Source organism: Sphingomonas sp. SAFR-052, assembly GCF_051965015.1.
In the GTDB taxonomy this organism is placed as follows: Bacteria; Pseudomonadota; Alphaproteobacteria; order Sphingomonadales; family Sphingomonadaceae; genus Sphingomonas.
Genome location: NZ_JBQCMO010000007.1, coordinates 100,197 through 123,978, shown reverse-complemented (window position 1 = coordinate 123,978; position 23,782 = coordinate 100,197). Strand labels below are relative to the sequence as shown.

Annotated in this window: 23 protein-coding genes and 1 tRNA gene; 8 read left to right on the top strand and 16 right to left on the bottom strand. The window is 64.3% G+C overall.

What is annotated here, in order from left to right; translation table 11 throughout:
- Positions 1–52: 52 nt before the first annotated feature.
- The 13 genes from ACTHQV_RS13610 to ACTHQV_RS13550 form a co-directional block, all read right to left on the bottom strand.
- On the bottom strand, positions 53–193 hold the full coding sequence (locus tag ACTHQV_RS13610) for an entericidin A/B family lipoprotein (RefSeq protein ID WP_440490989.1): 141 nt from the start codon (positions 191–193) through the stop codon (positions 53–55).
- 80 nt (positions 194–273) lie between these two features.
- Positions 274–1,185: a hypothetical protein gene (locus ACTHQV_RS13605; RefSeq protein WP_440490988.1), complete on the bottom strand. Its 912-nt coding sequence runs from the start codon at positions 1,183–1,185 to the stop codon at positions 274–276.
- Positions 1,186–1,217: 32 nt separating this feature from the next.
- Positions 1,218–1,433, bottom strand: a complete 216-nt coding sequence (locus tag ACTHQV_RS13600; protein WP_440490987.1) for a hypothetical protein — start codon at positions 1,431–1,433, stop codon at positions 1,218–1,220.
- Positions 1,430–2,947: a helix-turn-helix transcriptional regulator gene (locus tag ACTHQV_RS13595; RefSeq protein ID WP_440490986.1), complete on the bottom strand. Its 1,518-nt coding sequence runs from the start codon at positions 2,945–2,947 to the stop codon at positions 1,430–1,432. The genes ACTHQV_RS13600 and ACTHQV_RS13595 overlap by 4 nt, the downstream gene beginning before the upstream one ends.
- Positions 2,948–2,954: 7 nt before the next feature.
- A complete protein-coding gene (locus ACTHQV_RS13590) occupies positions 2,955–3,320 on the bottom strand; it encodes a CsbD family protein (protein ID WP_440490985.1) in 366 nt (121 codons plus the stop codon).
- A gap of 37 nt (positions 3,321–3,357) precedes the next feature.
- Entirely contained in the window at positions 3,358–3,678 is a 321-nt protein-coding gene (locus ACTHQV_RS13585) for a hypothetical protein (protein WP_440490984.1), read from the bottom strand.
- Between the two features lie 304 nt (positions 3,679–3,982).
- Positions 3,983–4,270, bottom strand: a complete 288-nt coding sequence (locus tag ACTHQV_RS13580; protein ID WP_440490983.1) for a MarR family transcriptional regulator — start codon at positions 4,268–4,270, stop codon at positions 3,983–3,985.
- Positions 4,271–4,275: 5 nt separating this feature from the next.
- Positions 4,276–4,743, bottom strand: a complete 468-nt coding sequence (locus tag ACTHQV_RS13575) for a hypothetical protein (RefSeq protein ID WP_440490982.1) — start codon at positions 4,741–4,743, stop codon at positions 4,276–4,278.
- Between the two features lie 16 nt (positions 4,744–4,759).
- Entirely contained in the window at positions 4,760–5,107 is a 348-nt protein-coding gene (locus tag ACTHQV_RS13570) for a hypothetical protein (RefSeq protein WP_440490981.1), read from the bottom strand.
- A 19-nt stretch (positions 5,108–5,126) separates the two neighbouring features.
- Positions 5,127–5,627 carry a helix-turn-helix domain-containing protein gene (locus ACTHQV_RS13565; protein WP_440490980.1) on the bottom strand — a complete coding sequence of 167 codons (501 nt, stop codon included), beginning with the start codon at positions 5,625–5,627 and terminating at the stop codon, positions 5,127–5,129.
- A gap of 110 nt (positions 5,628–5,737) precedes the next feature.
- Positions 5,738–5,968, bottom strand: coding sequence for an I78 family peptidase inhibitor (locus ACTHQV_RS13560; RefSeq protein ID WP_440490979.1), 231 nt, complete (start codon positions 5,966–5,968; stop codon positions 5,738–5,740).
- Between the two features lie 58 nt (positions 5,969–6,026).
- Entirely contained in the window at positions 6,027–8,558 is a 2,532-nt protein-coding gene (locus tag ACTHQV_RS13555; RefSeq protein ID WP_440490978.1) for a S8 family serine peptidase, read from the bottom strand.
- Positions 8,559–8,706: 148 nt separating this feature from the next.
- On the bottom strand, positions 8,707–11,259 hold the full coding sequence (locus ACTHQV_RS13550; RefSeq protein WP_440490977.1) for a S8 family serine peptidase: 2,553 nt from the start codon (positions 11,257–11,259) through the stop codon (positions 8,707–8,709).
- A 660-nt stretch (positions 11,260–11,919) separates the two neighbouring features.
- Here ACTHQV_RS13550 and ACTHQV_RS13545 point away from each other — a divergent pair.
- The 4 genes from ACTHQV_RS13545 to ACTHQV_RS13530 all read left to right on the top strand — a co-directional run bounded on the left by ACTHQV_RS13545 (position 11,920) and on the right by ACTHQV_RS13530 (position 18,678).
- The gene (locus ACTHQV_RS13545; RefSeq protein ID WP_440490976.1) at positions 11,920–13,260 is read left to right on the top strand and encodes a GntP family permease; all 1,341 of its coding nucleotides are present in this window, start codon (positions 11,920–11,922) and stop codon (positions 13,258–13,260) included.
- Between the two features lie 95 nt (positions 13,261–13,355).
- Positions 13,356–15,716 carry a TonB-dependent receptor gene (locus ACTHQV_RS13540; protein WP_440490975.1) on the top strand — a complete coding sequence of 787 codons (2,361 nt, stop codon included), beginning with the start codon at positions 13,356–13,358 and terminating at the stop codon, positions 15,714–15,716.
- A 16-nt stretch (positions 15,717–15,732) separates the two neighbouring features.
- Entirely contained in the window at positions 15,733–16,416 is a 684-nt protein-coding gene (locus ACTHQV_RS13535) for a Fe2+-dependent dioxygenase (RefSeq protein ID WP_440490973.1), read from the top strand.
- Between the two features lie 108 nt (positions 16,417–16,524).
- A complete protein-coding gene (locus ACTHQV_RS13530; RefSeq protein WP_440490971.1) occupies positions 16,525–18,678 on the top strand; it encodes a M3 family metallopeptidase in 2,154 nt (717 codons plus the stop codon).
- A 124-nt stretch (positions 18,679–18,802) separates the two neighbouring features.
- Here ACTHQV_RS13530 and ACTHQV_RS13525 read toward each other — a convergent pair.
- Positions 18,803–18,878: transfer RNA gene (locus tag ACTHQV_RS13525), tRNA-Val, on the bottom strand.
- A gap of 167 nt (positions 18,879–19,045) precedes the next feature.
- Here ACTHQV_RS13525 and ACTHQV_RS13520 point away from each other — a divergent pair.
- The 4 genes from ACTHQV_RS13520 to ACTHQV_RS13505 all read left to right on the top strand — a co-directional run bounded on the left by ACTHQV_RS13520 (position 19,046) and on the right by ACTHQV_RS13505 (position 21,183).
- Positions 19,046–19,462, top strand: coding sequence for a hypothetical protein (locus tag ACTHQV_RS13520; RefSeq protein ID WP_440490969.1), 417 nt, complete (start codon positions 19,046–19,048; stop codon positions 19,460–19,462).
- A gap of 87 nt (positions 19,463–19,549) precedes the next feature.
- A complete protein-coding gene (locus tag ACTHQV_RS13515) occupies positions 19,550–19,768 on the top strand; it encodes a hypothetical protein (protein WP_440490967.1) in 219 nt (72 codons plus the stop codon).
- A gap of 375 nt (positions 19,769–20,143) precedes the next feature.
- The gene (locus ACTHQV_RS13510) at positions 20,144–20,395 is read left to right on the top strand and encodes a hypothetical protein (protein WP_440490965.1); all 252 of its coding nucleotides are present in this window, start codon (positions 20,144–20,146) and stop codon (positions 20,393–20,395) included.
- 404 nt (positions 20,396–20,799) lie between these two features.
- Positions 20,800–21,183 carry a hypothetical protein gene (locus tag ACTHQV_RS13505; protein WP_440490964.1) on the top strand — a complete coding sequence of 128 codons (384 nt, stop codon included), beginning with the start codon at positions 20,800–20,802 and terminating at the stop codon, positions 21,181–21,183.
- Here the strand turns inward: ACTHQV_RS13505 and ACTHQV_RS13500 are convergent.
- Together ACTHQV_RS13500 and ACTHQV_RS13495 are read right to left on the bottom strand one after the other, a co-directional pair.
- Positions 21,167–22,036 (bottom strand): hypothetical protein, encoded by an 870-nt coding sequence (locus tag ACTHQV_RS13500; RefSeq protein ID WP_440490962.1) that lies wholly within the window; start codon positions 22,034–22,036, stop codon positions 21,167–21,169. The two genes, ACTHQV_RS13505 and ACTHQV_RS13500, sit on opposite strands and share 17 nt — an antisense overlap.
- A 596-nt stretch (positions 22,037–22,632) precedes the next feature.
- On the bottom strand, positions 22,633–23,751 hold the full coding sequence (locus tag ACTHQV_RS13495; RefSeq protein WP_440490961.1) for a hypothetical protein: 1,119 nt from the start codon (positions 23,749–23,751) through the stop codon (positions 22,633–22,635).
- Positions 23,752–23,782: the final 31 nt, after the last annotated feature.

The window sequence follows — 23,782 nt, the reverse complement described above, 5'->3', positions numbered from 1 at the left end:
TGCAAAGAGGGGCGGGGCTACCCGAGCAGCCCCGTCCCGTTTCAAGCCGGACTTACTTCTTGTCCTGGCCCGATGCGCCTTCGATCGCCGATCCGGCCGACTTCAGATCCTTGCCGGCGCCGTTCACCGTGTTGCACGCACCCAGCGTAACGGTGGCGGCGAGGGCGACGATAAGACCGATCTTGCGGGTCATGATGTTTCTCCTTCCTAATGAAACGGGCCTGATGAAACGGGGTTGTGGCGGGCCGAGATACGCCGACCCGCCACCTACACTCAGCGCAACTTACGACGTGCCGCCGTGGTTGCACCGAAACCTGCCGCAGCCGCACCGATCAGCAGCGCGAGCACGAGGACGAACGAGGTGCCGGCTGCTGCGCCGGCGGCCTTGTCGGTGGCCGACTTGGCGGTCGCGACCGCTTCGTTCTTGGTCTGGACGAATTGCTGCTTGGCGCGCGTGACCTGTGCCTGCGCCTCGGGACGGCTGATCTTGCGCTGCGCGGCGACGATGTCGACGATGCGGCTCTCGCCACGCTGGCCGTCGGCGCCGCCGCGGGCGAGCGCGGGCAGCTGACGGGCGATTTCGGCCTGTGCCTGTTCGGGCGTCATCTGCGCCGGGTCGTTGGGCGCATCCGACAGATAGGCGGCGGCTTCGCTGCGCACGTCCTGCGCGGCGTCCTTCACGTCATTGGCATCGACGCCGGCGACCGCCGCTGCGGCCGGCGCTGCCGACGCGACCGTACCGACCGCGCTGCCCGCCGTACCGGCGACCGCACCGACCGTGCGGAACGCGCCGCCGATGATGCCGCCGACCGCCGAGGTCAGCAGATACAGCGTCAGGATCAGCGTGACGCCCCACACCACCAGCCCATGGACCAGCGCATCGAACCGTTCGGTCACGCCCGACACGCGCGCTGCGGCATAGCCGCCGGCCCCCAATGCGACGACGGTGGTGATGAGCCAGAACAGGCCCGCGCCGATGCCGAAGCCGGCGGCGCCGGGCGTCGTACCGTCGACCGGATCGACCATCGACAGGCCGATGCCGGCGCCGAGAATGCCGAGCACCAGTTGTACCGCGACCGCGATCACCACCCCGGCAAAGATCGCGCCCCACGAAATGCGGGTCGGCGTCTTGTCGACATAAGCGGGGTCGACCGGCCGGTAGCCGGTGTTCAGATTGGTCGCCATAGTTACTCCTGTTGTTACGGATCGCTTGCGGTTCAGGACCGCGAGGATTTGTCTTTGTCGGCCGCCTCACCCGCCGCCTTTTCGGCCGAACCGCGGGCACAGGCGGCGTCGTCGCCGATCAGCTTGCCGATCGCTTCATGGACCGATCCTTTGGCCGCGCGCACCGACGGCTTGTCGGCGGCGTCCCCGACATCGGCGTTGCGGTCGGGGTGATCGGACCTGCGATCGGCGGGTTTCCTGTCGTTCATTCGGCTGCCTCCCGATCGCCGGTTTTTAGCCTGGTGCCGTCGTCGAAGCCGCGGCTGCGCGCCCATGCCACGGCCGCGATCCGGCGATTGACGCCGATCTTGGAATAGATGCGGGCGACATGGTTGCGCACCGTATTAGCCGACACGTCCAAGGTCCGGGCGATCGTCTTGTCGTCCTGGCCCCGACAGATCAGTGCCAGCACGTCGCGTTCGCGCGCGGTCAGGTCGTTCAGCCCCGGACCGGTCTTGTCACCCTGCGGCGTGCGCAGCCGGGCCAGCTTGTCCATCACGGTCCGGCTGAACCAGCTGGTGTCCTTCATGACCGCTTCGATCGCCTCGACCAGTTCGACCTCGGTCGCCTTGCGCTGGGTGATGTCCTGCATCGCCCACAGGATGCAGGCACCGTCGCCCAGACGGATCGCCTCGGTCGATACGATGCAGTCGAGGATCGCGCCGTCCTTGGCATGGATGCGCACCTCCTCGTCGCGCAGGTCCTGCCCAGCATCGATCGCCGCTTCGACCCGGCGCCGGACCGCGGCGCTTTCCCACAGGCCGACGTCACCGAGGGGGCGGCCGATGATCTCGTCGGGGGCATAGCCGGTCATCTGCGTGAAGCTGGCATTGACCTCGCACAGCAGATGCCCGTCGCGCGCACCGATCGCCATCGGTACCGGCGCCATCTGGAACGTCCGGGTGAAGCGTTCCTCGCTGTGGCGCAGCGCCTCCTGCGCGCGGCGGCGGGGTTCGAGATCGGCGAAGGTGAACAGCAGGCACGGTTCGTCGGCCATCTCGATCGGTTGCCCGGCGACGATCACCAGCTTGGTCTCGCCGCCGGGCAAGTCGAGTTCGGCCTCCATCTGCGGAATGGTGCGCCCCTCGGCCAGCCGTTCCTTGGCCAGATCGCGGCGTTCGGCACGGCGCAGCACGTCGATATCGTACACCGTCCGGTCGAGCACCTGGTCCCTGGCGTATCCGGTCATGTCGAGAAATCCCTGATTGACCTTCACGAACCGCAGATCGCGCAGGCGACAGATGATCGCGGGCGCCGGGTTGGCGTTGAACGACTGTTCGAACCGGTCCTCGGCCTCGTACTGCGCGGTCACGTCCTGCACGATCAGCACCAGACAGGTCGGTTCGCCATCATCGGCATCGTTCAGCACCAGGCTGCGCACCTGATGCGTCCAGCGTGGCTTGTCCTCGCCGGCCACGGTCACCTCGACCACCACTTCCGAAAAGCTGTCGCCCGACACGACCCGGTCGATCGGATAGTCGTCGGCCGACAGCCGGTGGTTGTTGCGATAGTGGAGCTGGAAGCGCGACCGATATTCGTCGACGGTCGCGCCCAGTTCGGCAAGCTCGCGCACCCCGTGCATCGCGAGCGCGGCGTCGTTCGCCCATAACAGGCTCTGATCGGGATCGATCAGGATCACGCCTTCATCGAGACCGACGATGATCTGCCGCAAATGCCGCAGATCGGCCGTCTCGCGCAGCGATTTGAACGACGCCTTCGTCATGATGCGATCAGTCGTGCCGCCCGTGGATCAGCCAGCCCAAACCATAGCCGAGCGCGATCGCGCCCAGCGCCCAGACCAGCGGCTGTTCCTTCGCGGCGCGCGCGGTCGTCCTGCCGCCGCGTTGTGCGGCATCGGCGACCTGCCTGCCGGTCACCTCCAGCCGGTCGCGCGCGTCCTTGATGAGGCCGGGGGCGCTGTCGATCGCGTCGTTCAGGATCGACTTGGCGCGGCCATAGCTGTGCTGCGCACCGCCCGCGACCTGATCGATCACGCCATCGGCCTGCCAGTCGCGGCGGCCGGCGACATCGCCCACGGCCTTTTCGACCTTGCCGGTCGCATAGCGGACACCGCCTTCGAATTCATCGCTGTTCATCGAATTGCTCCTCTGGTTGCGAATGGGGACCGGTGCGTCACGGCAGGACGTTGCAGCCCGCCGCAGCCTTGCCGACCGCCAGCGGGATCGCCGGATCCTTCAGCTCGCCCGCGACCCGGATGAGGTCGCCGACGGTCAGGACGCCGGGATTGGGATCGTTCTTGCCATAGGCGGCGGCGGCGCGGCCGAGCTGCTGCAACTGCCCGAGCGACAAATCGCTCTGCAGGCGCGTGCCGACGCAATCGGCGCGTTGCGCATCGAGACCATAGCGCTGCAACCCGGTAGAAATACGGGTGGCGGGTGCAGCACAGGCCGATAGCGTGGCCGCACCGATCAAGATCAGCGCCAATGGTTTCATGGTCGGTTCCTCCGACCGGTGCGCGGGGGACGCGTCCGGTTCGGGCGCATCAACCGTCCGAAAGGACGAGCGTTCCTGGTATTTCTGCCAGAGGATATAGTGGTAAAGTACCAATAGTATCGGCATGCTTCGCGACGAGTCGTGACAATTTCGACGTCAGGCGAATTGCAAAACGATGATTACGCAATACTATCAGCCATTTGCCGTGCGCCGCCGACCGTTGCGCCGGCGGGTGGCCGGCCGGCTGGTGCTGCGGCGATCGTTGCGCACCCGGTCCGGGCGTACGGTATCGCACGCTCGGCCCCTACCACAGATCGGCGATCAGTTCGTCCAGACGCGCCTTGCATTCGCGGGTGAGCGCGATCCAGCTGCGGCGGCCGTCGGTCGGATCGGGCCGGCGGACGACCAGCCCGGCCTCCTCCATCAACGCCACCCAGCGCAGCCAAGTGGTTGAAGGAACCCGGATCATCGGCGCCACCGCCGATACCGACATCGGCCGCCCTTCCTCCTCGGCGATATAGAGGTGGAACAGCGCGTCATAGACCGGGTCGGTGACCTTTACCGGATAAAGACCGGCAATCCGGTCCTTCATCGCGATCAGGCGGCGGGCGCGGGCGGCGTTTTCCGGCGTCGCGTCCTCGACCAGGCCGGATCGTACCCGTCGCGGCGCAGCCGGTGCCGATGGCGCAGCGTCCCCGCCAGGATCAGCATCAGCGTCGGATAGGCGCTCATTGCGTGCAGGATCAGATAGACTTCCCGGTACGAGCGCGGAGCGTACCAGATCGCCAGTTGCAGCATCACGCCGACGATCAATATTGCGCTTAGCCATAACGGCCAGAACCTTTCCGCCAGCATCGCCAGCGTACAAATCACCAGGGTCAGGACGAGGTCGACCGCGAAGATGCCGATCTCGCGGCTGGTGAACACCTGGCTCGACGCGGCGGCGATGGTCGCGGCCACCGCGAACAGGATCGCGAGCATCGCGATCCGTTCGGGTGCGCCGCCCCGCCACAGCGTCCAGACCGAAACGGTCAGCAGCAGTGCCAGATAGAGCCAGGCGTTCACGCGGTCGCCCGATCGGTCAGGCCGCGAGCGGCAGCGGCGAGCGCGTCGTCTCGCCGGCGCCCGTCGTCGGAAAGACGTCGCCATGCGCATTCGGCGCGAACAGCGCGTGGTCGACGCCGATCTCGTGCATGCGCTTGTGGCAGCGGCCGAGATGGGCTCGCGCCTCGACCGCTAGCATCATCGCCTTGGCCGCATCGGTCAGCGGCGCCTGGATCGTGCCATATTGAAGTTGCAGCTGACCGCGATCGGCGACCAGCGCCTGGATCATCGCCGCCGCCGACACGATCGCATCGTCGTTCGATCGTTCGGCGGTCAGCAGCCCATGGGTAATGTCGGTGACCACCGGATGCAGTGGTGTGTGCATGGAATGCCCCCTTCGTCGCTCAAGGACGCAGGCTCGCAAAGATCGATACGAGGCCCACGGCGGCAACGACCGACATGGCAAGCGCGGTGCATAGCGCCACGACCAGCCCGACGATCATCAACGTGCGACCCCCCACCCCGAAACGATGCGGTTCGGTCGCCCGTTCGAGATGGAGCAGCCGGGACAACCATCCCCCCGGGCCCTTCTCGACCTGCGAGGCGGATGGTGGCGGGGCAGGCGGGGTCGGCTCAACCCGTTCGAACATACCCCTATCTTCGATGGGGGTGGCGGAAACCGCCGTTTCGGCGGGGGAAACCGGCGCGGCGCCCAGCATCCGCGCCGCTTCCTTGCGGTTGCGCGCCCCCAGTTTCTGACGGGCATCGGCCAGGTATCCGTTGACCGTCGCGACCGAAATGCCGAGCTCGGCGGCGATCTGTCCGGTGTCGTAATGCCGCGCCACCAGTTCGAGGCAGCGGCGTTCGCGCGGTGTCAGGCGGGCAAGGGCTTCCGATTCGGTCACAATCGGACCTTTACCGCCATGGCCGACCTTTCCAACGCCCCGGCATATCGATTGCTGGAAAAAGCCGGGGTCCGGTCCGTGCCGTGCCGGCGGCCGGGCACGATCCGGGGTCAGCCGCAGTACGCGGCGATCACCCTGCCGTCGTCATCGACCACGATCGTCAGCCGCCCGGGACGCAGGTCCATGGTCATCGCCTGCCCGCGCCGCACGATGCGGACCTGCCCGGGATGCGCCTGCGCCCGCGCCAGCAGCGCGTCGGGCACCGGCCGTCCGCGTTCGACCTGTTCCGCCCCGCATTTCATGGGGGCGATCGAGTTCGGCCGGGGATCGAAACGGGTCATGGTCGCTGCTCCATCGCGAGGGAGAGGCGCGACCGGTCGGCCCGGTCGTGCGCGCGCATCAGCCGTCGATATCCGCGACGTTCAGGACATAGACGTAGAAGCCACCCTCCATGCCGGCGAACTTGACGCCGACCGCGGGGTCGATGCCGTCTAGCACGACTTTGTCGCCACTGCTCGACCGGTCGAGGTTGAGCACCCCGTCCTTGCCGAAGGTGATGGTGCCATCGCCATTGCGGTCACGTAGCGCCGCGGTCAGCATCAGCTTGTCGCCCTTGCCAAAATCGGTGATGCGGTCGACGCCCGACCTGCTCCGGTTGTCGAAGAAGAAGACGTCGGCGCCGGCACCGCCGGTCAGGATGTCGTTGCCCTTGCCGCCATCGATCCAGTCATCGCCGGTGCCGCCATTGAGCAGATCGTTGCCTCCCAGCCCGAACAGCTTGTCGTCGCCGCGCATGCCGTACAGCTTGTTGGCGACGCTGCTGCCGGTCACGCGGTCGTCTCCGTCGCCGGTCACCGCATTCTCGATCACCGTGCCGCGCTGGATCATGAAGGCGCGGATACCGCCGAAGCTCGCACTGCCCGAGGTGCCGAGGTCGAGCACGACATCGTTCGCGACCGCTGCGGCATTGATCCAGTCGATGCCGCCATTCCTGTCGGTCAGCACCGCCCGGTCGGCTTCTCCGGCGATCGCCGCCATGGTGAAGAATTCGTTGGTGTAGCTATAGACGTCGTCGGCACTCGGCGCCGCGCCGTACAGGTCCATCTTCAGATCGTCGACGGTCAGGTCGCTGACCGCGATCGCGGCCTTCCCGTCGCGATTGATCGACTGGGCATAGGTCGCGACCTCGATGGTCCACGTCCCCTTGCTTTCGACCCCCTGGAAACTGGCGAAGCCGAAGGTGAATTCCTGCATGCCGTCCGCGCCCGCGCGGGTGCCGGGCTGGGCGGTGAAGGCGACGGTGCCGTCGGGCGCGATCAGCCGGATCTGCGCGCCGGTCATCGACGCGTCATAGGTTACGGGGTTGCCGCCATCGGCGTCGGTGACGGTCACCCTGTTGCGGAATCGCAGCGTCAGGTCGACATGCTCGAGATCGATCTGATCCCCGACCTCGAAGGTGTAGCGCACCGGAGTGCCGATGAAGCCGCCCTGCGCCTGACGGCTGACGCTGGCCGCGGCGGGATCGCCGAGTGCGGTGATGCCGACATCGGTTTCGACCGCGGCATGGACTTCGTTCGCCGAGGTCCTGGCCGCGCCGAACAGCGACCACACTTCGGCCATGCGCGCCGCGGCATAGGCATCGACCGCGCCATAGCCATAGTCGTTGCTGTAGTGCAGCGCCCCGCCATTGACGTTCGCCGCCTGGCCCGTCAGCGCGAACCGGCTTTCGTTCATCATGATCGTGCTGCCGTCGTCGCCACGGGTATAGGATACCGGACCGGTCTCGTACACGGTCGGCATTTTCGCCGACTGGGCGAGGATCGTGCGCACGTCGCGCCAGCCCAGCCCCGCATTGGCGTCGAGCATCAGCGACACGACGCCGGTTACCAGCGGCCCCGACGCCGACGTCCCGCCGAACCAGTTGGTATAGTCCGACTTGGCGGCATTGGGATTCTCGTCGTCGAGGCTGTCCCACCAGTTGAAGCCGTCATTGCCGGCGCCGAGAATGTCGGTGGTCACGAGCCCGGTGCCGCCGAGCAAGAAACGGTCGCTGGACGGGGCCGACACCAACAGATTGGGACCGGCGTTGCTGTAGCTGGTCGTGACGCCGTCGATCTGGCGATAGGCGCCGACGATGATGGTGTAACGCGTCGTATCCTCACCAGTATTCTGGTTGTCCTCCGCGGAGTTGCCTGCCGATTTGACGGTAACCGTGCCGAGTCCGTCGCGGCCCAGCTCGGCGAGCGCGGCCCAGCCCAGTGTGAAGCGCGACGCCCGGCTATCCGCAAACGAACGGGAATTCTCGGTCGAAATCGACGCGTTCTCGCCGCCCCAGCTGTTGTTGATGACGTCATACTGGTTGCCGGCCGCCTTCAGCGCCTTCCAGAAATCCCAGCCATTGACATAGGCGGGCGACCAGTCGCTGTAGATCGATCCGACCGCCGTGATCTTTGCGTCATAGGCGATACCGACGCCGCCCCGGTCGTTGCGTGCCGCCGCGATCAGGCCCGCGCCCGCCGTGCCGTGATACGGGCCCCACCAGCTGCCATCGACGGTATAGCCATCGACATTGAGATTGTTGGACGAGTCGTAGTTGGGGGCGAGGTCCCAATGCCAGCCCTGAATGCCGTCGTCGAACACGCCGACCCGCACGCCCTTGCCGGTATAATCGTCCCACACCGATGCGATGTCGCCGAAATATTCGAGATGCCATTGCGGACCATATTCGGCGTCGACGTTGCCGGGATCGTAGAGCGGCATGGCGAGCGCGACCGCCGCGCCGGTCTTCGTATCGAACGACGCGTCGATCGGTGTGGTGATCGCGGTCGGTTCGGCAGCAGCGGTCGGCGGCGCAGCCGGACCGGTGAACAGGGGTTCGATGTCAAACGTATCGAGGCTGATCGTGCGAATGCCATTGCGGTGCGGTACCACGTTGAACAGTCTCCCAAGGTCATTGGGCAGGAAGCATGGATGCAGGGTCGCCCGGTCGTGATCGCCCGCAATGCCGCCGGCGTCGTCGCGGCATCACCGACCGCAGCTGGTCGAGAAACGGGCCCGAATCGCTCCGGGCCCGCCGCCCTCAGCCGTGCACGTCGTTCAGGACATAGACGTAATAGCCGTCTTCCATGCCGGCGAACTTCAGGCCGGTCGCCGGATCGACGCCGTCCAGCGTCACCCGGTCGCCCCTGCCCGACGCATCGAGGTGCAGGATCCCGTTCGACGCGAAGGTGATGATGCCGTCGCGGTTGCCGTCGCGTAGCGCCGCGGTCAGCATCAGCTTATCGCCCTTGCCGAAGTCGGTGATGCGATCGACGCCCGACGTACCCTTGTTGTCGAAGAAGAAGACGTCGTCGCCGGCACCGCCGGTCAGGATGTCGTTGTTCTTGCCGCCGTCGAGCCAGTCGTTGCCGGCACCGCCGTCGAGCGTGTCGTTGCCGCCCAGCCCGAACAGCTTGTCGTCGCCGCGCATGCCGTACAGCTTGTTGGCGACGCTGCTGCCGGTGAGCATGTCCTTGCCATCGCCGGTGACCGCGTTCTCGACCGTGCTTCCGGCCTGCAGCGTGAACGCCTTCTTCCCGCCGAAGCTGGTGTCGGTGCCGGCCGTCAGGTTCAGCACGACGTCCTTCGACACGGCAGCGGCGTTGATCCAGTCGTTGCCGCCATTCTTGTCGACCAGCACCGCGCGGTCCGATTCACCCGCGATCGCCAGCATATTGAAAAATTCGTCGGTATAGGTGTGAACGTCGTTGGTGCTGGTCTTCGCGCCGAACAGGTCCATCTTCAGGTCGTGGATGGTCAGCTTGTTGATCGCTTCCCACGCACCATTCTCGTCGGCGCCGGTGTGGCCGAAGGTCGAGAACTGGAGCGTCCACGTACCCTTGCTATCGACACCGTGGAAACCGGCGAGCCCGAAGGTGAATTCTTCCTTTTCGTCCCCCCCGGCATAGCTACGGTTCGACGCCCAGAATGCTTCGGTGCCATCGGGTGCGATCAGCTTGATCTGCACGTTGCTCAGTGCGATGAAAAATTCATTGCTCGTGGTGCCCTGGGTGGCTTTCATGATCTCGGTGAACATTAGCGACAGGTCGACATGTTCGACATCGATCGATTCCTTGACGTCGAACTGGAAGCTGACCGGCGCCGCCTGGAAGCTGTTATAGACCTGGAGATGGCTGAGATCGCTGTTGCCGGTGCTGATCGCGGTAACACCGACCGCGGTCTCGACCGTGATATGCTCCTCGTTCGCCGACGTCTTTGGCCCACCGAACAGCGACCAGACTTCGGCCATGCGCGTTGCCGCATAGGCATCGACCGCACCATAGCCATAGTCGTTGCTGTAATGCATCGTGCCGCCGTTCCAGTTGGCGTTGGCACCGCCCAGCTTGAACTGGCTCTCGTTCAACGGAACGGTGATCTGGCGTCCATCGTTCGAGAGGGTGAACACGACCGGGCCGGTTTCGAAGGCGATCGGCATCTTTGCCGATGCGGCCAGAATGTCGCGGACGTCGCGCCAGCCAAGATTCTCGTTGGCATCGAGCATCAGCGCAACCACGCCGGATACCACCGGCGTCGCGGCAGAGGTCCCGCCGAAATCATCGGTATAGGCGGCAGGGTTGGCCGGATCGACGACTTGGTTGTAGCCACGCCAGCCGAGCAGGTCGGTGGTCGTCATCCCCGATCCGCCGATCGTCAGGTAATCGTTGGACGGTGCCGACACCAGTAGATAGGGGCCGAGGTTGCTGTAGAAGGATGCCGCGCCATCGGCCTGACGATAGGCGGCGACCGCAACGGCGTGGCGCGTCGTGTTCAGCCCATCGGTGGCATTGTCGACGCTGTCGTTGCCGACGGCCTTGACAAAGATCGAGCCGAGTCCGTCGCGCCCGGTTTCGGCAAGATCGGCGAGGACGTCCATGGCGGATTTGAAGCTATATTCGCTGGAGCGCGAGAAGCCCGAGGTCGCAGGCAAGAACGCCGGATAGCCCCAGCTGTTGCTCAGGACGTCGAAATGACCGCCCTTGGAGATTGCCCAATCGATATTGGCCGCCGGCGATTGATGGTCGAAGATATTTACGCCGGTCAGCCCGGCTTCATAGGCTATGCCGATGCCGCCCTGGCCGTTGCGCGCCGCGCCGATGAGGCCGGCGGCCGCCGTACCATGCGCACCGTCCGTCCGTTTTTCCGAAGAGTAATAGACTGGTTCGCCGCTCAGGACGTTGCCGTTATCATCCACCAGTTGCTTCGACGTGTCGATATTGGCGGCAAGATCCCAATGGGCGCTTTCGGTCCCCTCATCGTAAACGCCGACGCTCACGCCCTTGCCGGTATAATCTTTCCACACCTTGGCGATGTCGCCCAGATAGCGCAGATGCCACTGGCCATAGGCCTCGAAATTGCCGTTGCCGGGCGAATACAGATTCATGCTGAGCGTGATCGGCTTGCCGGTCGTCACATCGAATGCCATGCCGACCGGTGCGTTGGCGATATTCTGCTGGATTTCGGACAATGCCATGCCGCCGATGTCCATCGGTTCGGCGAAGGTCGAGACATAGGCGGTCTGCGGCTTCGCCGCGCCCATTTCCTTGGCCGCGACCATGGAGGTGAACGGCGTGGCGGTGATCGTTGGTTTCTGCAATGATGCCCCCTGTAGTCGGCGTTGAAACATTTCCGCGCCCGCTCGTCGTGAACAGGACGCATTCCCCCGGCCGATGCAGTCGCCCGCATCGGAAGATCCGTCCGAACTTTCCAGTCCCCGACCGCGCTACGAACCGATGCGCAAATATTGGCGCATCCATGCCTGACGTCCATTCTTCGCAATCAGGCTGAGAAAGCGGACGAGGCGAGCTTTCCCGACGCGCGGGAATTATGGTTCTGGCAGAAGGGGTTGCTAAATTATCCTTGCTTGGTTGCGAAAGGATTAAGTCACTAACGAAATCTTGTGTCAACGGATACGATTGTCGGATTTTGGAACAATGTGAACCGCATCACCATAAATTGGTGGGCGGAATCGAAAATTGTCGAAGGTTTCCAATGCTCGATAAACATTTAGTACGACATGTTTCTTCTTGCTCTAGCCGTTGCGGGGTTTGATCGGGACCGGCCCGTGGAACGTCGTTGCTGCTTGTGCACGAAATAATTAGCACAATTTTCAACGGTCGCGTTGCGCCATGGCCGTCCAGTTCGAACGGCGACGTCGCCCGCCGGCTGCCTCGATCGCGGTTGACCCGGTGCGTGCCGTGCCTAGTCTGTCGGAGTAGACGCGGTTCGGATCGGGCGCGGACGGGGGGAGGGCGCGATGATCGAACCGTGGCGAACGTTACTGATCGTCGTCCTGTCGATCGCTGCCGTGGTCGGGCTGGTCTTGCGGGTAAAGCTGCCTGCCTTCCTCGCGCTGCTGATCGTGGCGCTCGCCACCGGCCTCGCCTTCGGCGCCGAACCGGCCAAGGTGCTGGAGGCGGTGCGCAAGGGATCGGGCGAGGCGCTGGGTTTCGTCGCGGTGGTGATCGGGCTGGGGGCAATGCTCGGTGGACTGCTCGAGGCGTCGGGCGGGGTGGCGACGATCGCCAACCGCCTGCTCGACCGGTTCGGTGAGCGCCGCGCACCCTGGGCGCTGACCGCGATCGGCATCCTCGTCGGCATCCCGCTGTTCTTCGACGTGGCGTTCATCATCCTCGTGCCGCTGCTCGCCACGCTTTCCCAACGCGCCGGGCGGCGTGTGATCTATTTCGCGCTGCCGGTGCTGGCCGGACTGATGACGATGCATGCGCTGCTGCCGCCGCATCCCGGGCCGGTCGCGGTCGCCGAACTGCTCGGGGCCGATTACGGGTTACTCGCCGCCTACGGACTGGTGTGCGGCATCCCGGCCGCCATCCTTGCCGGGCCGGTCTTCGCCAAGGTGGCGCATGGCGCACCGGGCTTCGGTGCGTTCGCCGCGCCGCCCGCCTTCGACGAGGATGCGCCGCGCCTGTCGCCGCTCGGCTTCGGCTGGGCGTTGGTCGGCATGCTGGTGCCGCTGCTGCTGATCCTGACCGCAGCGGTCGCGGGTGTCGTGCTGCCCGACGGCACGGCGCGCGACGTCAGCGGTTTCATCGGCCATCCGTTCGTGGCGCTGGTTCTCGCCTGCCTGCTCGTCACCGCGGTGCTGGTGCGTGGAGGGACGGCGATGGTGGTCGCGTCCGACGTAATGACCCGCGCACTCGCGCCGGCCGGACTGATGGTGCTCGTGGTCGGGGCGGGGGCGGCGTACAAGGAGGTGCTGATCCAGTCGGGCGCGGGGCAGCAGGTGTCCGACGTCGTCGCCAGCGCGCAGTTGCCGGTGCTGTTCTTCGCTTTCCTGATCGCCGGCTTCGTGCGGCTGGCGCAGGGGTCGGCGACGGTGGCGATGGTGACTGCCGCCGGGCTGTGCGGGCCGATCGTGACCGCCGCCGCACTTTCCCCCGGTCGCATCGCGCTGGTGACGATCGCTGTCGGCGCGGGCGCGTCGATCGCCAGCCATGTCAACGACACCGGCTTCTGGCTGGTAAAGCAATATCTGGGGCTGACCGAGGCGCAGACCTTCCGCAGCTGGACCATCGCCTCGACCATCGCCGGCGTCACGATCTTCGCGGTCGCCGCCGGGCTGTGGCAGTTCGTCTGATCGGCGTCGCCCGAACTGCTAATAGGAATTTATCGCAACAAGATTGACACTGCGAGTAAGTCGCAATAGCTGGCCTCCGCACAAGGGGGACCAGAATGAACGATAAGATGCGTTTTCTCGCGATGGGCTGTGTCGGCTTCATCGCCACGGCACCAGCAATCGCTGCGCCCAAGACGAAACAGGACCGCGTCGACGACCGCGACGTGATCGTCGTCAACGGGCAGAAGCCAGCGGAAGCGAAGCTCGAAAGTCCGAAGGCGACTGCGCCGCTCGCCGATGTGCCGCAGACGATCATCGTTCTGAACGACCAGACGATCCGCAAACAGAACCTGCAGACGCTGCGCGATGCATTGCAGACCATCCCCGGCATCACCTTTGGCGCGGGCGAGGGTGGCGGCGGCTATGGCGATTCGATCAACCTGCGCGGCTATGCGGCGGCGAACGACATCACCGTCGATGGCGTGCGCGATTCGGCGCAATATAGCCGCACCGATCCGTTCAACCTGCAACAGATCGAGGTCTATAACGGCGCCAACACCGTCTTCAACGGATCGGGATCGGTCGGCGGCACCATCAATCTGGTGTCGAAGGTGCCGGGCATCCAGGACCTGTCGATCGCGCAACTCTCGGTCGGCACCGACGACTATCGCCGCGCCTCGATCGATGCCAACCGGCGCGTGTCCGATCTGGTCGCGGTGCGGCTGACCGGTGCCTATCACCATAACCGCGTGCCCGGACGCGATGTCGAGAAGTTCGAACGCTGGGGCATCGCCCCGTCGGTGACGATCGGCATCGGTGGCCCGACCAGCCTGACGCTCGCCTATGTTCATCAGGAGGACCGCAACGTCCCGCTTTATGGCGTGCCCTATTTCCAGAGCCCGATCGGCGGCGGCGTGCTGCCCGGTGTCGACCGCTCCGATTACTACGGCATCGCCAATCTCGACCGACAGGACCAGACGGTCGACCGGCTGACCGCCACCTTCCGCCATGCCGTCGACGATCGTCTGTCGGTGCGTAACCTGACCCGCTGGCAACGCGTCGCGCAGGACAGCATCACCAGCGCGCCGCAGGGCACCTATTGCCTCGCCACCACCGGGCTGCAACCGGTCGGCGCCAATGCCGCGGCAACGGTCGGCCTCGCCTGCCCGACCGGTCTCGCGCGCGGCAATTGGCGGCCGTCGGGGCCGCGCGGGCTGTCGCGCGATCAGGTAAACGACCTGCTCTACAACCAGGTCGATCTGCGCCACGAAGCGGGCAGCAAGGGCGGCCTGCACAATGTCGCCAATATCGGTGTGTCGGGCACGATCGAGACGTATCATATCACCAGCGGCAGCTTGTTGCGCACCCCGGCCGGGGTTGCGGTGACCGCGCCCGACCTGCCGATCGCGCAGCCCGACACGCGCTGGACCGGGCCGGTCAACCTGACCGTCACCGCCCAGGCGCGTTCGGAAACGCACAATGTCGCGATCTACGCCTTCGACACGTTGGAGATCGGCCGCTGGTTCGAACTGAACGGCGGGGTGCGCTGGGAGGTGCAGGACGCGCGCTTCCGCAACCTGCCGCTGGCGGTAGTGCCGCCGGGCACGACCGCGCTGACCGCGCTGCAACAGCAGGTGCAGCGGTCGAACGAACGGCTGTTTTCCTATCGTGGCGGCGTGGTGTTCCATCCGGTCGAAGCGGTCAGCCTCTATGCCGGCTATGGCAAGGCGAAGACGCCGTCGTCGCAGACGGTGCGGCTGGGCTGTGGCGTGCCGAGCGTCGTCGGCGGCGCCGACCCCTGCGCCGTCGCCCCCGAAACCGCGCAGAATATCGAGGCGGGGGTAAAGGCCGCGCTGTTCGGCCGCCGGCTGGAGGCGACCGCAGCGATCTTCCGCAACGAACGCACCAATTACCGCGTGCCCTCGAACGATCCGGCCCTGCCCGCCGGATTGCAGGTGCTCGACGGCCGGGCGCGGGTCGACGGCATCGCCCTCGGCCTTTCGGGATCGATCGTGCCGGCGTGGACGATCTTCGCCAACTACACCTATCTCGACGGACGGGTGCGGCAGTCGATCTCGAACCGCGACCAGGCGGCGGGCGTCCTCGATCCGCAGGCCGATGCGTGGCTGGTGCAGACGCCCGAACATTCGGGGTCGCTGTTCACCACCTACAAGCTGCCCTTCGGCCTGGAGGTCGGCTATGGCCTCACCTATCAGGGCAGCATCGCACTCAACGTGCCGACCGCGCTGCAACCGGTGCAGTTCCGCGCGGACGATTATCTGATCCACCGCGCCTATCTGGCCTATACCATCGCCGAACGGGCAACGGTGCAATTGAACGTGCAGAACTTTACCGACGAACGCTATCTGACCGGCGTGCGCAGCAACGTCAACGCCACGACCGGGGCGGTTTCCGGTGGCTGGGCGATGCCGGGCGACCGGCGGCAGGCGGTGCTCAGCCTGTTCTATAACTTCTGACCTGGGGGCGGCGGCGATGCTGATTGCGATACCGGAGGTTCTCGACGCCGCCGCCCTCGACCGGGTGCGCGCGCTGATGGCGGGCGGCGACTGGACCGACGGCAACGCGACGTCGGGGCCGCAGGCGGCGCTCGCCAAGCGCAACCGGCAATTGCCCGAGGATGGCGATGCGGCGCGCGCGGCGGGGGCGATCGTGCTCGACGCGCTCGGCCGGGCGCCGCTGTTCATCGCCGCCGCGCTGCCGCTGAAGGTCTTTCCGCCGCTGTTCAATCGCTATGCCGGCGGGGAGGCGTTCGGGCTGCACGTCGACAATGCCATCCGCATCAAGCGCGGCACCGATTTCCGCATCCGCTCCGACCTGTCGGCCACCCTGTTCCTCGAAGACCCGGCCAGTTACGATGGTGGCGAACTGGTGATCGAGGACCGGTTCGGGCCGCAGACGGTGAAGCTGCCCGCCGGGCATATGGTGCTCTATCCCGCGTCTAGCCTGCACCGGGTGACCCCGGTCACGCGCGGCGTGCGCACCGCCGCCTTCTTCTGGTTGCAGTCGATGGTCCGCGACGATGGCGCGCGCCGGATGCTGTTCGACCTCGACCAGTCGGTGCAGACGCTGGCCGCCGAGCGTGGGCAGGACGATGCGGTCGTCGTGCAGCTGACCGGCCTGTATCACAATCTGTTGCGGCGCTGGGCCGACGCCTGATCCCGATGAGTCAAAACCATGTCGGCGCGCGCTAAACCGAATGGCGGACATTGCGGGGCGGCGCGGGCGGTGCGACACAGTCGCCCTCCCTGTATCCCTGGAGCCGTCATGCGCCTGTTTCCCGTTACCGCCGCCGCCACGATCCTGATGCTGTCGACCACCGCCATCGCCGCGCCGCTGCCCGCGACCAACCCGTTCGCGCGCGCCAGCACCCTGCCGTTCCAGGCGCCGCCGTTCGACCGGATCAAGAGCAGCGATTACGGCCCGGCGATCCGTGCCGGCATGGCCGAACAGCGCGCCGAGATCGCCGCGATCACCCGCACCCGCAGCGCGCCGACCTTCGACAACACGATCGCGGCGATGGAGCGCTCGGGCCGGCTGCTCGAACGCGCCAGCCTCGCCTTTTACGGGGTGGTCGGCGCCAATACCGACGACACGCTGCAACGCACCCAGGCCGAACTCGCCCCCGAATTCGCCGCGCACCAGGACGCGATCAACCTCGACCCCGTCCTGTTCGCGCGGGTCCGGACGCTGTACGACCAGCGCCAGTCGCTGGGCCTTACCGCCGAACAGTTGCAGGTGCTGACGCTCACCTATCAGAACATGGTCCGCGCCGGGGCCTTGCTGTCGCCCGCCGACAAGAAGACGCTGAGCGGATATAATGCGCGGCTCTCGACGCTGGAGACCGCGTTCCAGCAGAAGCTGCTCGCTGCGGCGAAGGCCGGCGCGCTGGTGGTCGACGACCGCGCGAAGCTGGAAGGCCTGTCGGAGGGCGAGATCGCCGCCGCCGCCGATGCCGCGAAGGCGCGCGGGCTCGCCGGCAAATATGTCCTGACGTTGCAGAACACGACGCAGCAGCCCGAACTGGCGACGCTCAGGAACCGGGCGACGCGCGAGGCGCTGTTCAACGCCAGCTGGACCCGCGCGGCAAAGGGCGATGCCAACGACACCCGCGCGACGATCGTGCAGATCGCGGCACTGCGCGCGCAAAAGGCGAAGCTGCTCGGCTTCAAGACCTGGGCCGATTACGTGTTGCAGGACCAGATGGCGGAAAATCCGCAGACCGCGCTCGCCTTCATGCGGCAACTGGGCACGCCGGTCGCTGCCGAACAACGGCGCGAGGCGGCGGAATTGCAGGCGCGGATCGCCGCGACCGGCGGGGATTTCAAGCTGAAGCCGTGGGACTGGGACTTTTATTCCGAACAGGTCCGCAAGGCGCGCTACGACCTCAACCAGGACGAGCTGAAGCCCTATTTCGAAATCGACAAGGTGCTGACTGACGGCGTGTTCTATGCCGCCAACCAGCTCTACGGCGTGACGTTCAAACGGCGGACCGACATCCCGGTCTATCAGCCCGACGTCAGCGTCTACGAGGTGCTGGAGGCGGACGGCACGCCTGTCGGGCTGATGTATTTCGACCTGTGGAAGCGCGACAACAAGAATGGCGGCGCATGGATGTCGAACTTCGTCAACCAGTCGAAGCTGCTCGGCACGAAGCCGGTCATCTACAATGTCAGCAACTTCACCAAACCCGCCGCCGGCCAGCCCGCACTCATCAGCTTCGATGACGTGACGACCATGTTCCACGAATTCGGCCATGCGCTGCACGGCCTGTTCGCGAACCAGACCTATCCGAGCATTTCAGGCACCAACACCGCGCGCGATTTCGTCGAGTTTCCGTCGCAGTTCAACGAACATTGGGCGCTCGATCCCAAGATCCTGCCGCATTATGCCGTCCATTACCGCACCGGACAGGTCATTCCGCAGACGCTGATCGACAAGATCAAGCGCGCCGGCACGTTCAATTCGGGCTATTCGTTCGGCGAGGCGCTGGCCGCCGCCGAGATGGACATGAGCTGGCATTCGCTGACCGCGGCGCAAGGGGGGCAGGACGCCGATGCGTTCGAGGCGAAGGCACTGGCCGAGACCGGTCTCGACATCGCCGACGTGCCGCCGCGCTACCGCTCAACCTATTTCCTGCACATCTGGGGCAATGGCTATGCGGCAGGCTATTACGCCTATAGCTGGACCAAGATGCTGAGCGCGAACGCGTTCCAATGGTTCGAACGGCATGGCGGCCTGACCCGCGCCAACGGCCAGCGCTTCCGCAACCTGATCCTGTCCAAGGGCCATACCGAGGAGTATGCGACGATGTTCCGCAACTTCAACGGCGCCGACCCGCAGGTCGGCCCGCTGCTGCGCGACCTTGGCCTCAACGCCGACGGATCGCGCATCGCAGCCGACGGGGCGGCGGCGAAGTAGCCGCCCTGTGCCCGATCCGGTGCAGCTTCGCCGGATCGGGTGCCGATACCGGAGGGTGCCGGCGCGCAATCTCTATGGTCGGGAGGGTGATCCCTGCGGCCGGTATTCCGCGCGAAGTCCGCGGTGGTGGGCGCTGACGGGCTCGAACCGCCGACCCTCTCGGTGTAAACGAGATGCTCTACCAACTGAGCTAAGCGCCCCCGGGTGGGGAAGGCGGCGGAATACCGTGCTTTTTGCCAGATGCAATAGGGATTTCAGCGGCGACCATGTGAACGGAGGGGAAACGCGGTGACAACAGAGTCCCGAACTATCCCCGAACCGGCCATTGACCGAGTATGCAATCCCCTCCCGCGAAGGAGCCGAAATAATGAAACTGCAACCAATCGAGACCGCGCCGAAGGATGGGACGTGGGTGCTGCTTTTTGGCGGACGGACGAACGAGGAAGAAGGCGAGGTAGCGGACGCTGATATTACGCGCCCCGTCGTTGGTGCTTGGAACGAGGATGTATGGACCTTCGCTCATTGGGATAGCGGATGGGGCGGCTCGTATTACGACGATCCTACGCACTGGCTGTCGCTTGACGCGTTGCTTCCCCCGCCGATCACAAACCGGAATGAGGCAAACGAACAGGCCGCGCGGGATGCTTGGAAAATGCAAGGCATGTTCGGCAAAGAGGATGAGCCGGGCCTCGAAAGCGATCCTATTACCGAAGAGGAGGCCGAGCAGCTGCGCAAGGCGCGCGACTGGACCCCGCCGCGCACTGCTGACGACAAGATTCATTAACTTGCCCGCTTTTGCTCGCGAAGAGGCCAAGCCGTTGACCGGTTGGCACAATCGGGCACAGTGCCGGCCGCAACGGAGCACTGACCCATGACCGACCCCCATGCCGAAATCGCCCTGAACACCGCCATCGCGCGGCTACAGGACTTCATCGACACCTACCCGGACGGCGAGCAGATCGACGGCGACATGCCGCTGACGGTCGACGACGTGCGGATGGTGATCGAGGCGGCGAAGCGTGGGGCGGGCGTTGTTGAGGTTCCCGGAATCGATCTGACGAAGCCGGCCGTGGACGCCGCCGATCGCTGACGAAGCGCTGCGATGTCAACGAAACGCTGTAGCGCCATAACCACGCTTTTCCGTTGTTTCTGACCTCGCAAGGCAGCGAACGCGGTAGGCACAATCGGCCGGGAACGACAAGTTTTACCGCAATCTTACCGCACCTATTCCCGCCACGCGCCGGACTGGCGAAGCTGGTGCACGATCCCATTGAAGGCGGCTGTCACAGTCTGGGCGCGACCCAGTTCATGGTCGCCGCCAGCGCCTTCCCAATATGAAACCAGCGGCCATCGCTCCCGACAATGTGGCAGCAGGCAGCGCAGCGCGAGGCGGATTGCAGGCGTGTTAATCCGCTCTTCCCCGCATCGAGTGACCCCGTGACGAAGCACGGCGACTGCCAATTCGATGATGACTCGCTCGTGCCGCCCCATTCGCCTATGGAACGAAAAAGGAACATCAACGCAAGGATTCGATATGGCGTGCCGGCTTTGTACGACGAACGATCGCGAGGCGCTGGTCGAGCGCGTTGCGGAGAAGATGTGGTACAGCCGAATGGGAGAGTTCGAGGTTGCAACGCCGTGGGCGCAGGCGGGCGCTACATGGCAATCGAAGTTCCGTGAGATGGCTGTCGTGGCAATGATGGCGCTCGAACGTTAGATCATGTCGCGGCGTTGGATCCGGCCAGCAACCGCCGGCATTACTTCCGGTATCGAAGCGTCAGCGCTCCGATAAGACCGCTCGACATTCGTCAACAAATTCGGCAACCATCTGAGGTTACCTTCAAGGCGCGCTCACTCTGAAAAGTTAGTGTGCCGCACATTCGGATGGTCACTTGCGCGTAAGCGCTTTGAGTAAGGAGATTGGATGATTAGCTTGGTAGGTATAGCGCTCGTTGTCGGCAACCTGCTTATCAGTGTTGGCTTAGTTCTCGTAATGCGTGCCACGGATCCGGAGTTTGGAGGATCGAATGAACAGGCAGCATCGCGACGCGTTCCCGGCGCCGCAATTGCTTTAGCCGGAACAGTTTTGACTCTATCGCCTGTATTTTTCGCGTCACCGCTATGACGGACGTGACTCGGCACCGTCGTCAGTTGCCGCTAGAGCAGAAACTGATCAACGTTATAGCGAAGGTTAAGCTCCCATCTGCTGGCGCGGCAATGGACTTTGACGACGCGGTAGAGGTGGCGCGCTCAATCATGAGCCAATTGCAGTCGCTATCTTTAGATGACGACGATGCTCGCGACATTTTGCGGGACCAAATAAAACAATTTGGCGGACTGGTTAAGTGGGCGAACCTGAACGACATACCGATCAGTCGGGTGAGTGAATTTAATACTGGGCGTCGCTCCGCATCGCCGGCAATTTTGGTCGCGCTCGGATTGCAAAGAGTAATTGCTCCGTTAATCCATGGCTCTACGGATTCGGAAACTAATCCCGCAGCCTAACCCGTTCGTCGAGCCCTTGCGGGCGACCAAATTCCGCCCAAAGCGCGCGAATTTGGCGGTCATTTGCGCCATCCCAATTATTATGCACGAGCCCGCTTTCCTGGCTGCCTTCGGTGTACAGCAAATTGGTCGTGTTCTCACCGACTTTGACGTGTGTCGTGCCGGCGAGGCGAGCCATCCAGTAGAACCACGCATCGTCCGCGGTCGGCGCTAGCCGTTTAGCGGTGTCGATATCAATTGCCTGACTGTCCAGCGATCGCGGCGGATACAGCACTCCGCCGACGCCTGTCGGCATAAGGTCAGTGGAAGGCTGACACGCGTATTGGTCTAGTGCGTTAAATTTCCAAGACAAATACGGCAGCAAGTAGCCGTCATGGGAAAACGTAACCCTGTGGCCGCGCAGACAAGAGATTGAGTTGGGGTTGGCAAGTCGCCCTTTTACCAGTTGCTCCACCAAAGTCGCCGAATAGACGATATCGTCATCGACCGTGATAATGTAGGCATCCGGAAAGTCCGTTAAGGCATGTATGAGCTTATCGTACGAACGATTATCATCCCGCCACTCAATCAGGAACCTGTCCGACGCTAGTCTTTTTACCGCGTCCGGTAGTAAATGTTCTTCACCCTTTTTTAAGTATAAAACGACGCGATCAGCCTGAACCGACTGCCAGAGTAGGCTTTGGACAACCTGATGTAGCGTGCCAAAGCGCGGCGCAAACGACGTGAAGCTGATAACAATCTCGGCAGCTAACGGGTTTTGTTGCTGACCAGCGGTTTCCTTGGACGCCTCCAACATATGTCGGATGTTGAGACGTTTCTGAATCTTACGCTTTTGATCAATTAGCCACATCACGTACGATTCCATATGTTCGGCTGGCAGCGCATAGGCCTGCCGAAGCGGAATCGCTATAGGATTTTTATATTCAAGCGTGCCTGCTAGGTGGGGCGGTGAAATGGGTATGCGGGACTAAAAGGGGCCTCGATGATCGGTATACCAGGTAAAGGCGGTCAAGCAGGGCGGTCCGGTTCAAAGCCGATAATAGCTGGCGTAAGGTTGGTGCGTCACACCGTACTTATTCCACCTGATACCAAAATGGCTATGGTTACTGCCGGTCCGGAACAGGTCCGTAGTGTGTTGATGAAATCTTTTCAGCAACCTGAGGAATGATTCCGTAAATCGGAACCGGACCAACTGAGCGCGGATGCCGGCCGCGACGTCCAGAACGTCAAGCTGCGACCCTACCGCCGCTGCGCCGTCTTGCCCGCCGTCAGTGCTGCGCCGGGGCAGGGTCGCCAGTCGCGATAGCAGGCTCGACGGGTTCGAGGTTGCGACGCCGTGGGCCTAGGCGGGCGCGACCTGGCACAGAAGAATCTGCGAGATGGTCGTCGTGGCATCTACGGTGGTCGAGAGGGACTAGAAGGGCCGACGGGAGTACGCCGGCCCTTGGTTCAGCGCAGGCCGATATCGATCTGCACTGTAGCCGTAGCACCCGGCGGGAGGTCGCCAAGCGCGATCGTCACGTTGCTTGTTACGTCGCTCGTCTTTGCTGAGCCGACCGGCTGGGGCGCGTCATACGCCGCAGCGGCGAACGGATCGAGGTTCACGAACCCGTAGAAGGTCGCCACTGCGCCAGCCGTCGGCGAGGACAGGAGCGCCGTCGTACCGGCGCCCATGCCGCGCAGCCCAGCCAGCACAATACCACGCGACGGGATCGCGTTGTCCGTCGAGAAGCTGTTCGCCGCCGTGTAGCGGTTGTCGAGACTGTTCGTGTCGAAGTCCGCGGTGCGCATGTAGCGCAGACCAGTCATCGTTTTGGAGGTCGTGTTCGTCAGCGTCACGTTGAAGCGCAAATGGCTGTCGACCAGTTCGACATCCTGAACGATCGCAAGTCCAGTCGGCGTTGCGCCGGTCCAGCGCGCTCCGTCGTCGAACTTGCCGGGCATCTGATAATATCCGGTCAGCAGTTGGTTGCTGTACAACACCCGCGATCCGCCGATCGAATATCCGATGTTGAAACCCTCGATCGAGCGACCATTCAGGTTCGCTTCGATGTTGCTCGACGGCCGGTAAATGCCAGCGCGTAGGAAACCATAGGATTTCGCGGTCGATACGCCCGGCGGCGCATTGTACAGCGTGCCGATGCCACCGAAGTCGTTGAGGCCGAATACGATGTCCTTGCCGACGACGTAACGCTCGGTGCCCATCCGTACGACCTTGAAGATCGGATTGGGAGCGGGCGCCACGACGACAGGCGGTTGCACGACGACCGGTGGCGTCACCACCACGGGCGCGGTGTCCTCGGCGCACGCCTGCCGCACGCGATAGCTGAAGTCCGGCAGGCCGGGGCACGGACCATAGATGGTCGTTTTGCGCGGCAGCTTGGGGCTGACCTTCAGCGCCCATCCGTCGAGCTTGAGTATCCCGTCCTTGTTGCTGTCGGGGATCAGGATGGGACTGGTGACGATGCTGCCCGTGGTGGGCTGGGCATCAGCGACGGCCGGCATGATGTAGGTGCACAAAATTAGCAGCGCGGCCGAAAGCCGCGCCGGGAAGGCGATCTTCAACATTCGATTATCTCCGGGACAGGGGATCGCGACG

Coding starts and splice junctions, on each gene's coding strand:
- ACTHQV_RS13495 (WP_440490961.1), bottom strand. CDS start 23,751: ATGTTGAAGATCGCCTTCCCGGCGCGGCTTTCGGCCGCGCTGCTAATT.
- ACTHQV_RS13560 (WP_440490979.1), bottom strand. CDS start 5,968: ATGACCCGTTTCGATCCCCGGCCGAACTCGATCGCCCCCATGAAATGC.
- ACTHQV_RS13600 (WP_440490987.1), bottom strand. CDS start 1,433: ATGAACGACAGGAAACCCGCCGATCGCAGGTCCGATCACCCCGACCGC.
- ACTHQV_RS13580 (WP_440490983.1), bottom strand. CDS start 4,270: ATGAAGGACCGGATTGCCGGTCTTTATCCGGTAAAGGTCACCGACCCG.
- ACTHQV_RS13570 (WP_440490981.1), bottom strand. CDS start 5,107: ATGCACACACCACTGCATCCGGTGGTCACCGACATTACCCATGGGCTG.
- ACTHQV_RS13515 (WP_440490967.1), top strand. CDS start 19,550: ATGACCGACCCCCATGCCGAAATCGCCCTGAACACCGCCATCGCGCGG.
- ACTHQV_RS13610 (WP_440490989.1), bottom strand. CDS start 193: ATGACCCGCAAGATCGGTCTTATCGTCGCCCTCGCCGCCACCGTTACG.
- ACTHQV_RS13535 (WP_440490973.1), top strand. CDS start 15,733: ATGCTGATTGCGATACCGGAGGTTCTCGACGCCGCCGCCCTCGACCGG.
- ACTHQV_RS13545 (WP_440490976.1), top strand. CDS start 11,920: ATGATCGAACCGTGGCGAACGTTACTGATCGTCGTCCTGTCGATCGCT.
- ACTHQV_RS13505 (WP_440490964.1), top strand. CDS start 20,800: ATGACGGACGTGACTCGGCACCGTCGTCAGTTGCCGCTAGAGCAGAAA.
- ACTHQV_RS13530 (WP_440490971.1), top strand. CDS start 16,525: ATGCGCCTGTTTCCCGTTACCGCCGCCGCCACGATCCTGATGCTGTCG.
- ACTHQV_RS13540 (WP_440490975.1), top strand. CDS start 13,356: ATGAACGATAAGATGCGTTTTCTCGCGATGGGCTGTGTCGGCTTCATC.
- ACTHQV_RS13520 (WP_440490969.1), top strand. CDS start 19,046: ATGAAACTGCAACCAATCGAGACCGCGCCGAAGGATGGGACGTGGGTG.
- ACTHQV_RS13605 (WP_440490988.1), bottom strand. CDS start 1,185: ATGGCGACCAATCTGAACACCGGCTACCGGCCGGTCGACCCCGCTTAT.
- ACTHQV_RS13510 (WP_440490965.1), top strand. CDS start 20,144: ATGATGACTCGCTCGTGCCGCCCCATTCGCCTATGGAACGAAAAAGGA.
- ACTHQV_RS13595 (WP_440490986.1), bottom strand. CDS start 2,947: ATGACGAAGGCGTCGTTCAAATCGCTGCGCGAGACGGCCGATCTGCGG.
- ACTHQV_RS13585 (WP_440490984.1), bottom strand. CDS start 3,678: ATGAAACCATTGGCGCTGATCTTGATCGGTGCGGCCACGCTATCGGCC.
- ACTHQV_RS13590 (WP_440490985.1), bottom strand. CDS start 3,320: ATGAACAGCGATGAATTCGAAGGCGGTGTCCGCTATGCGACCGGCAAG.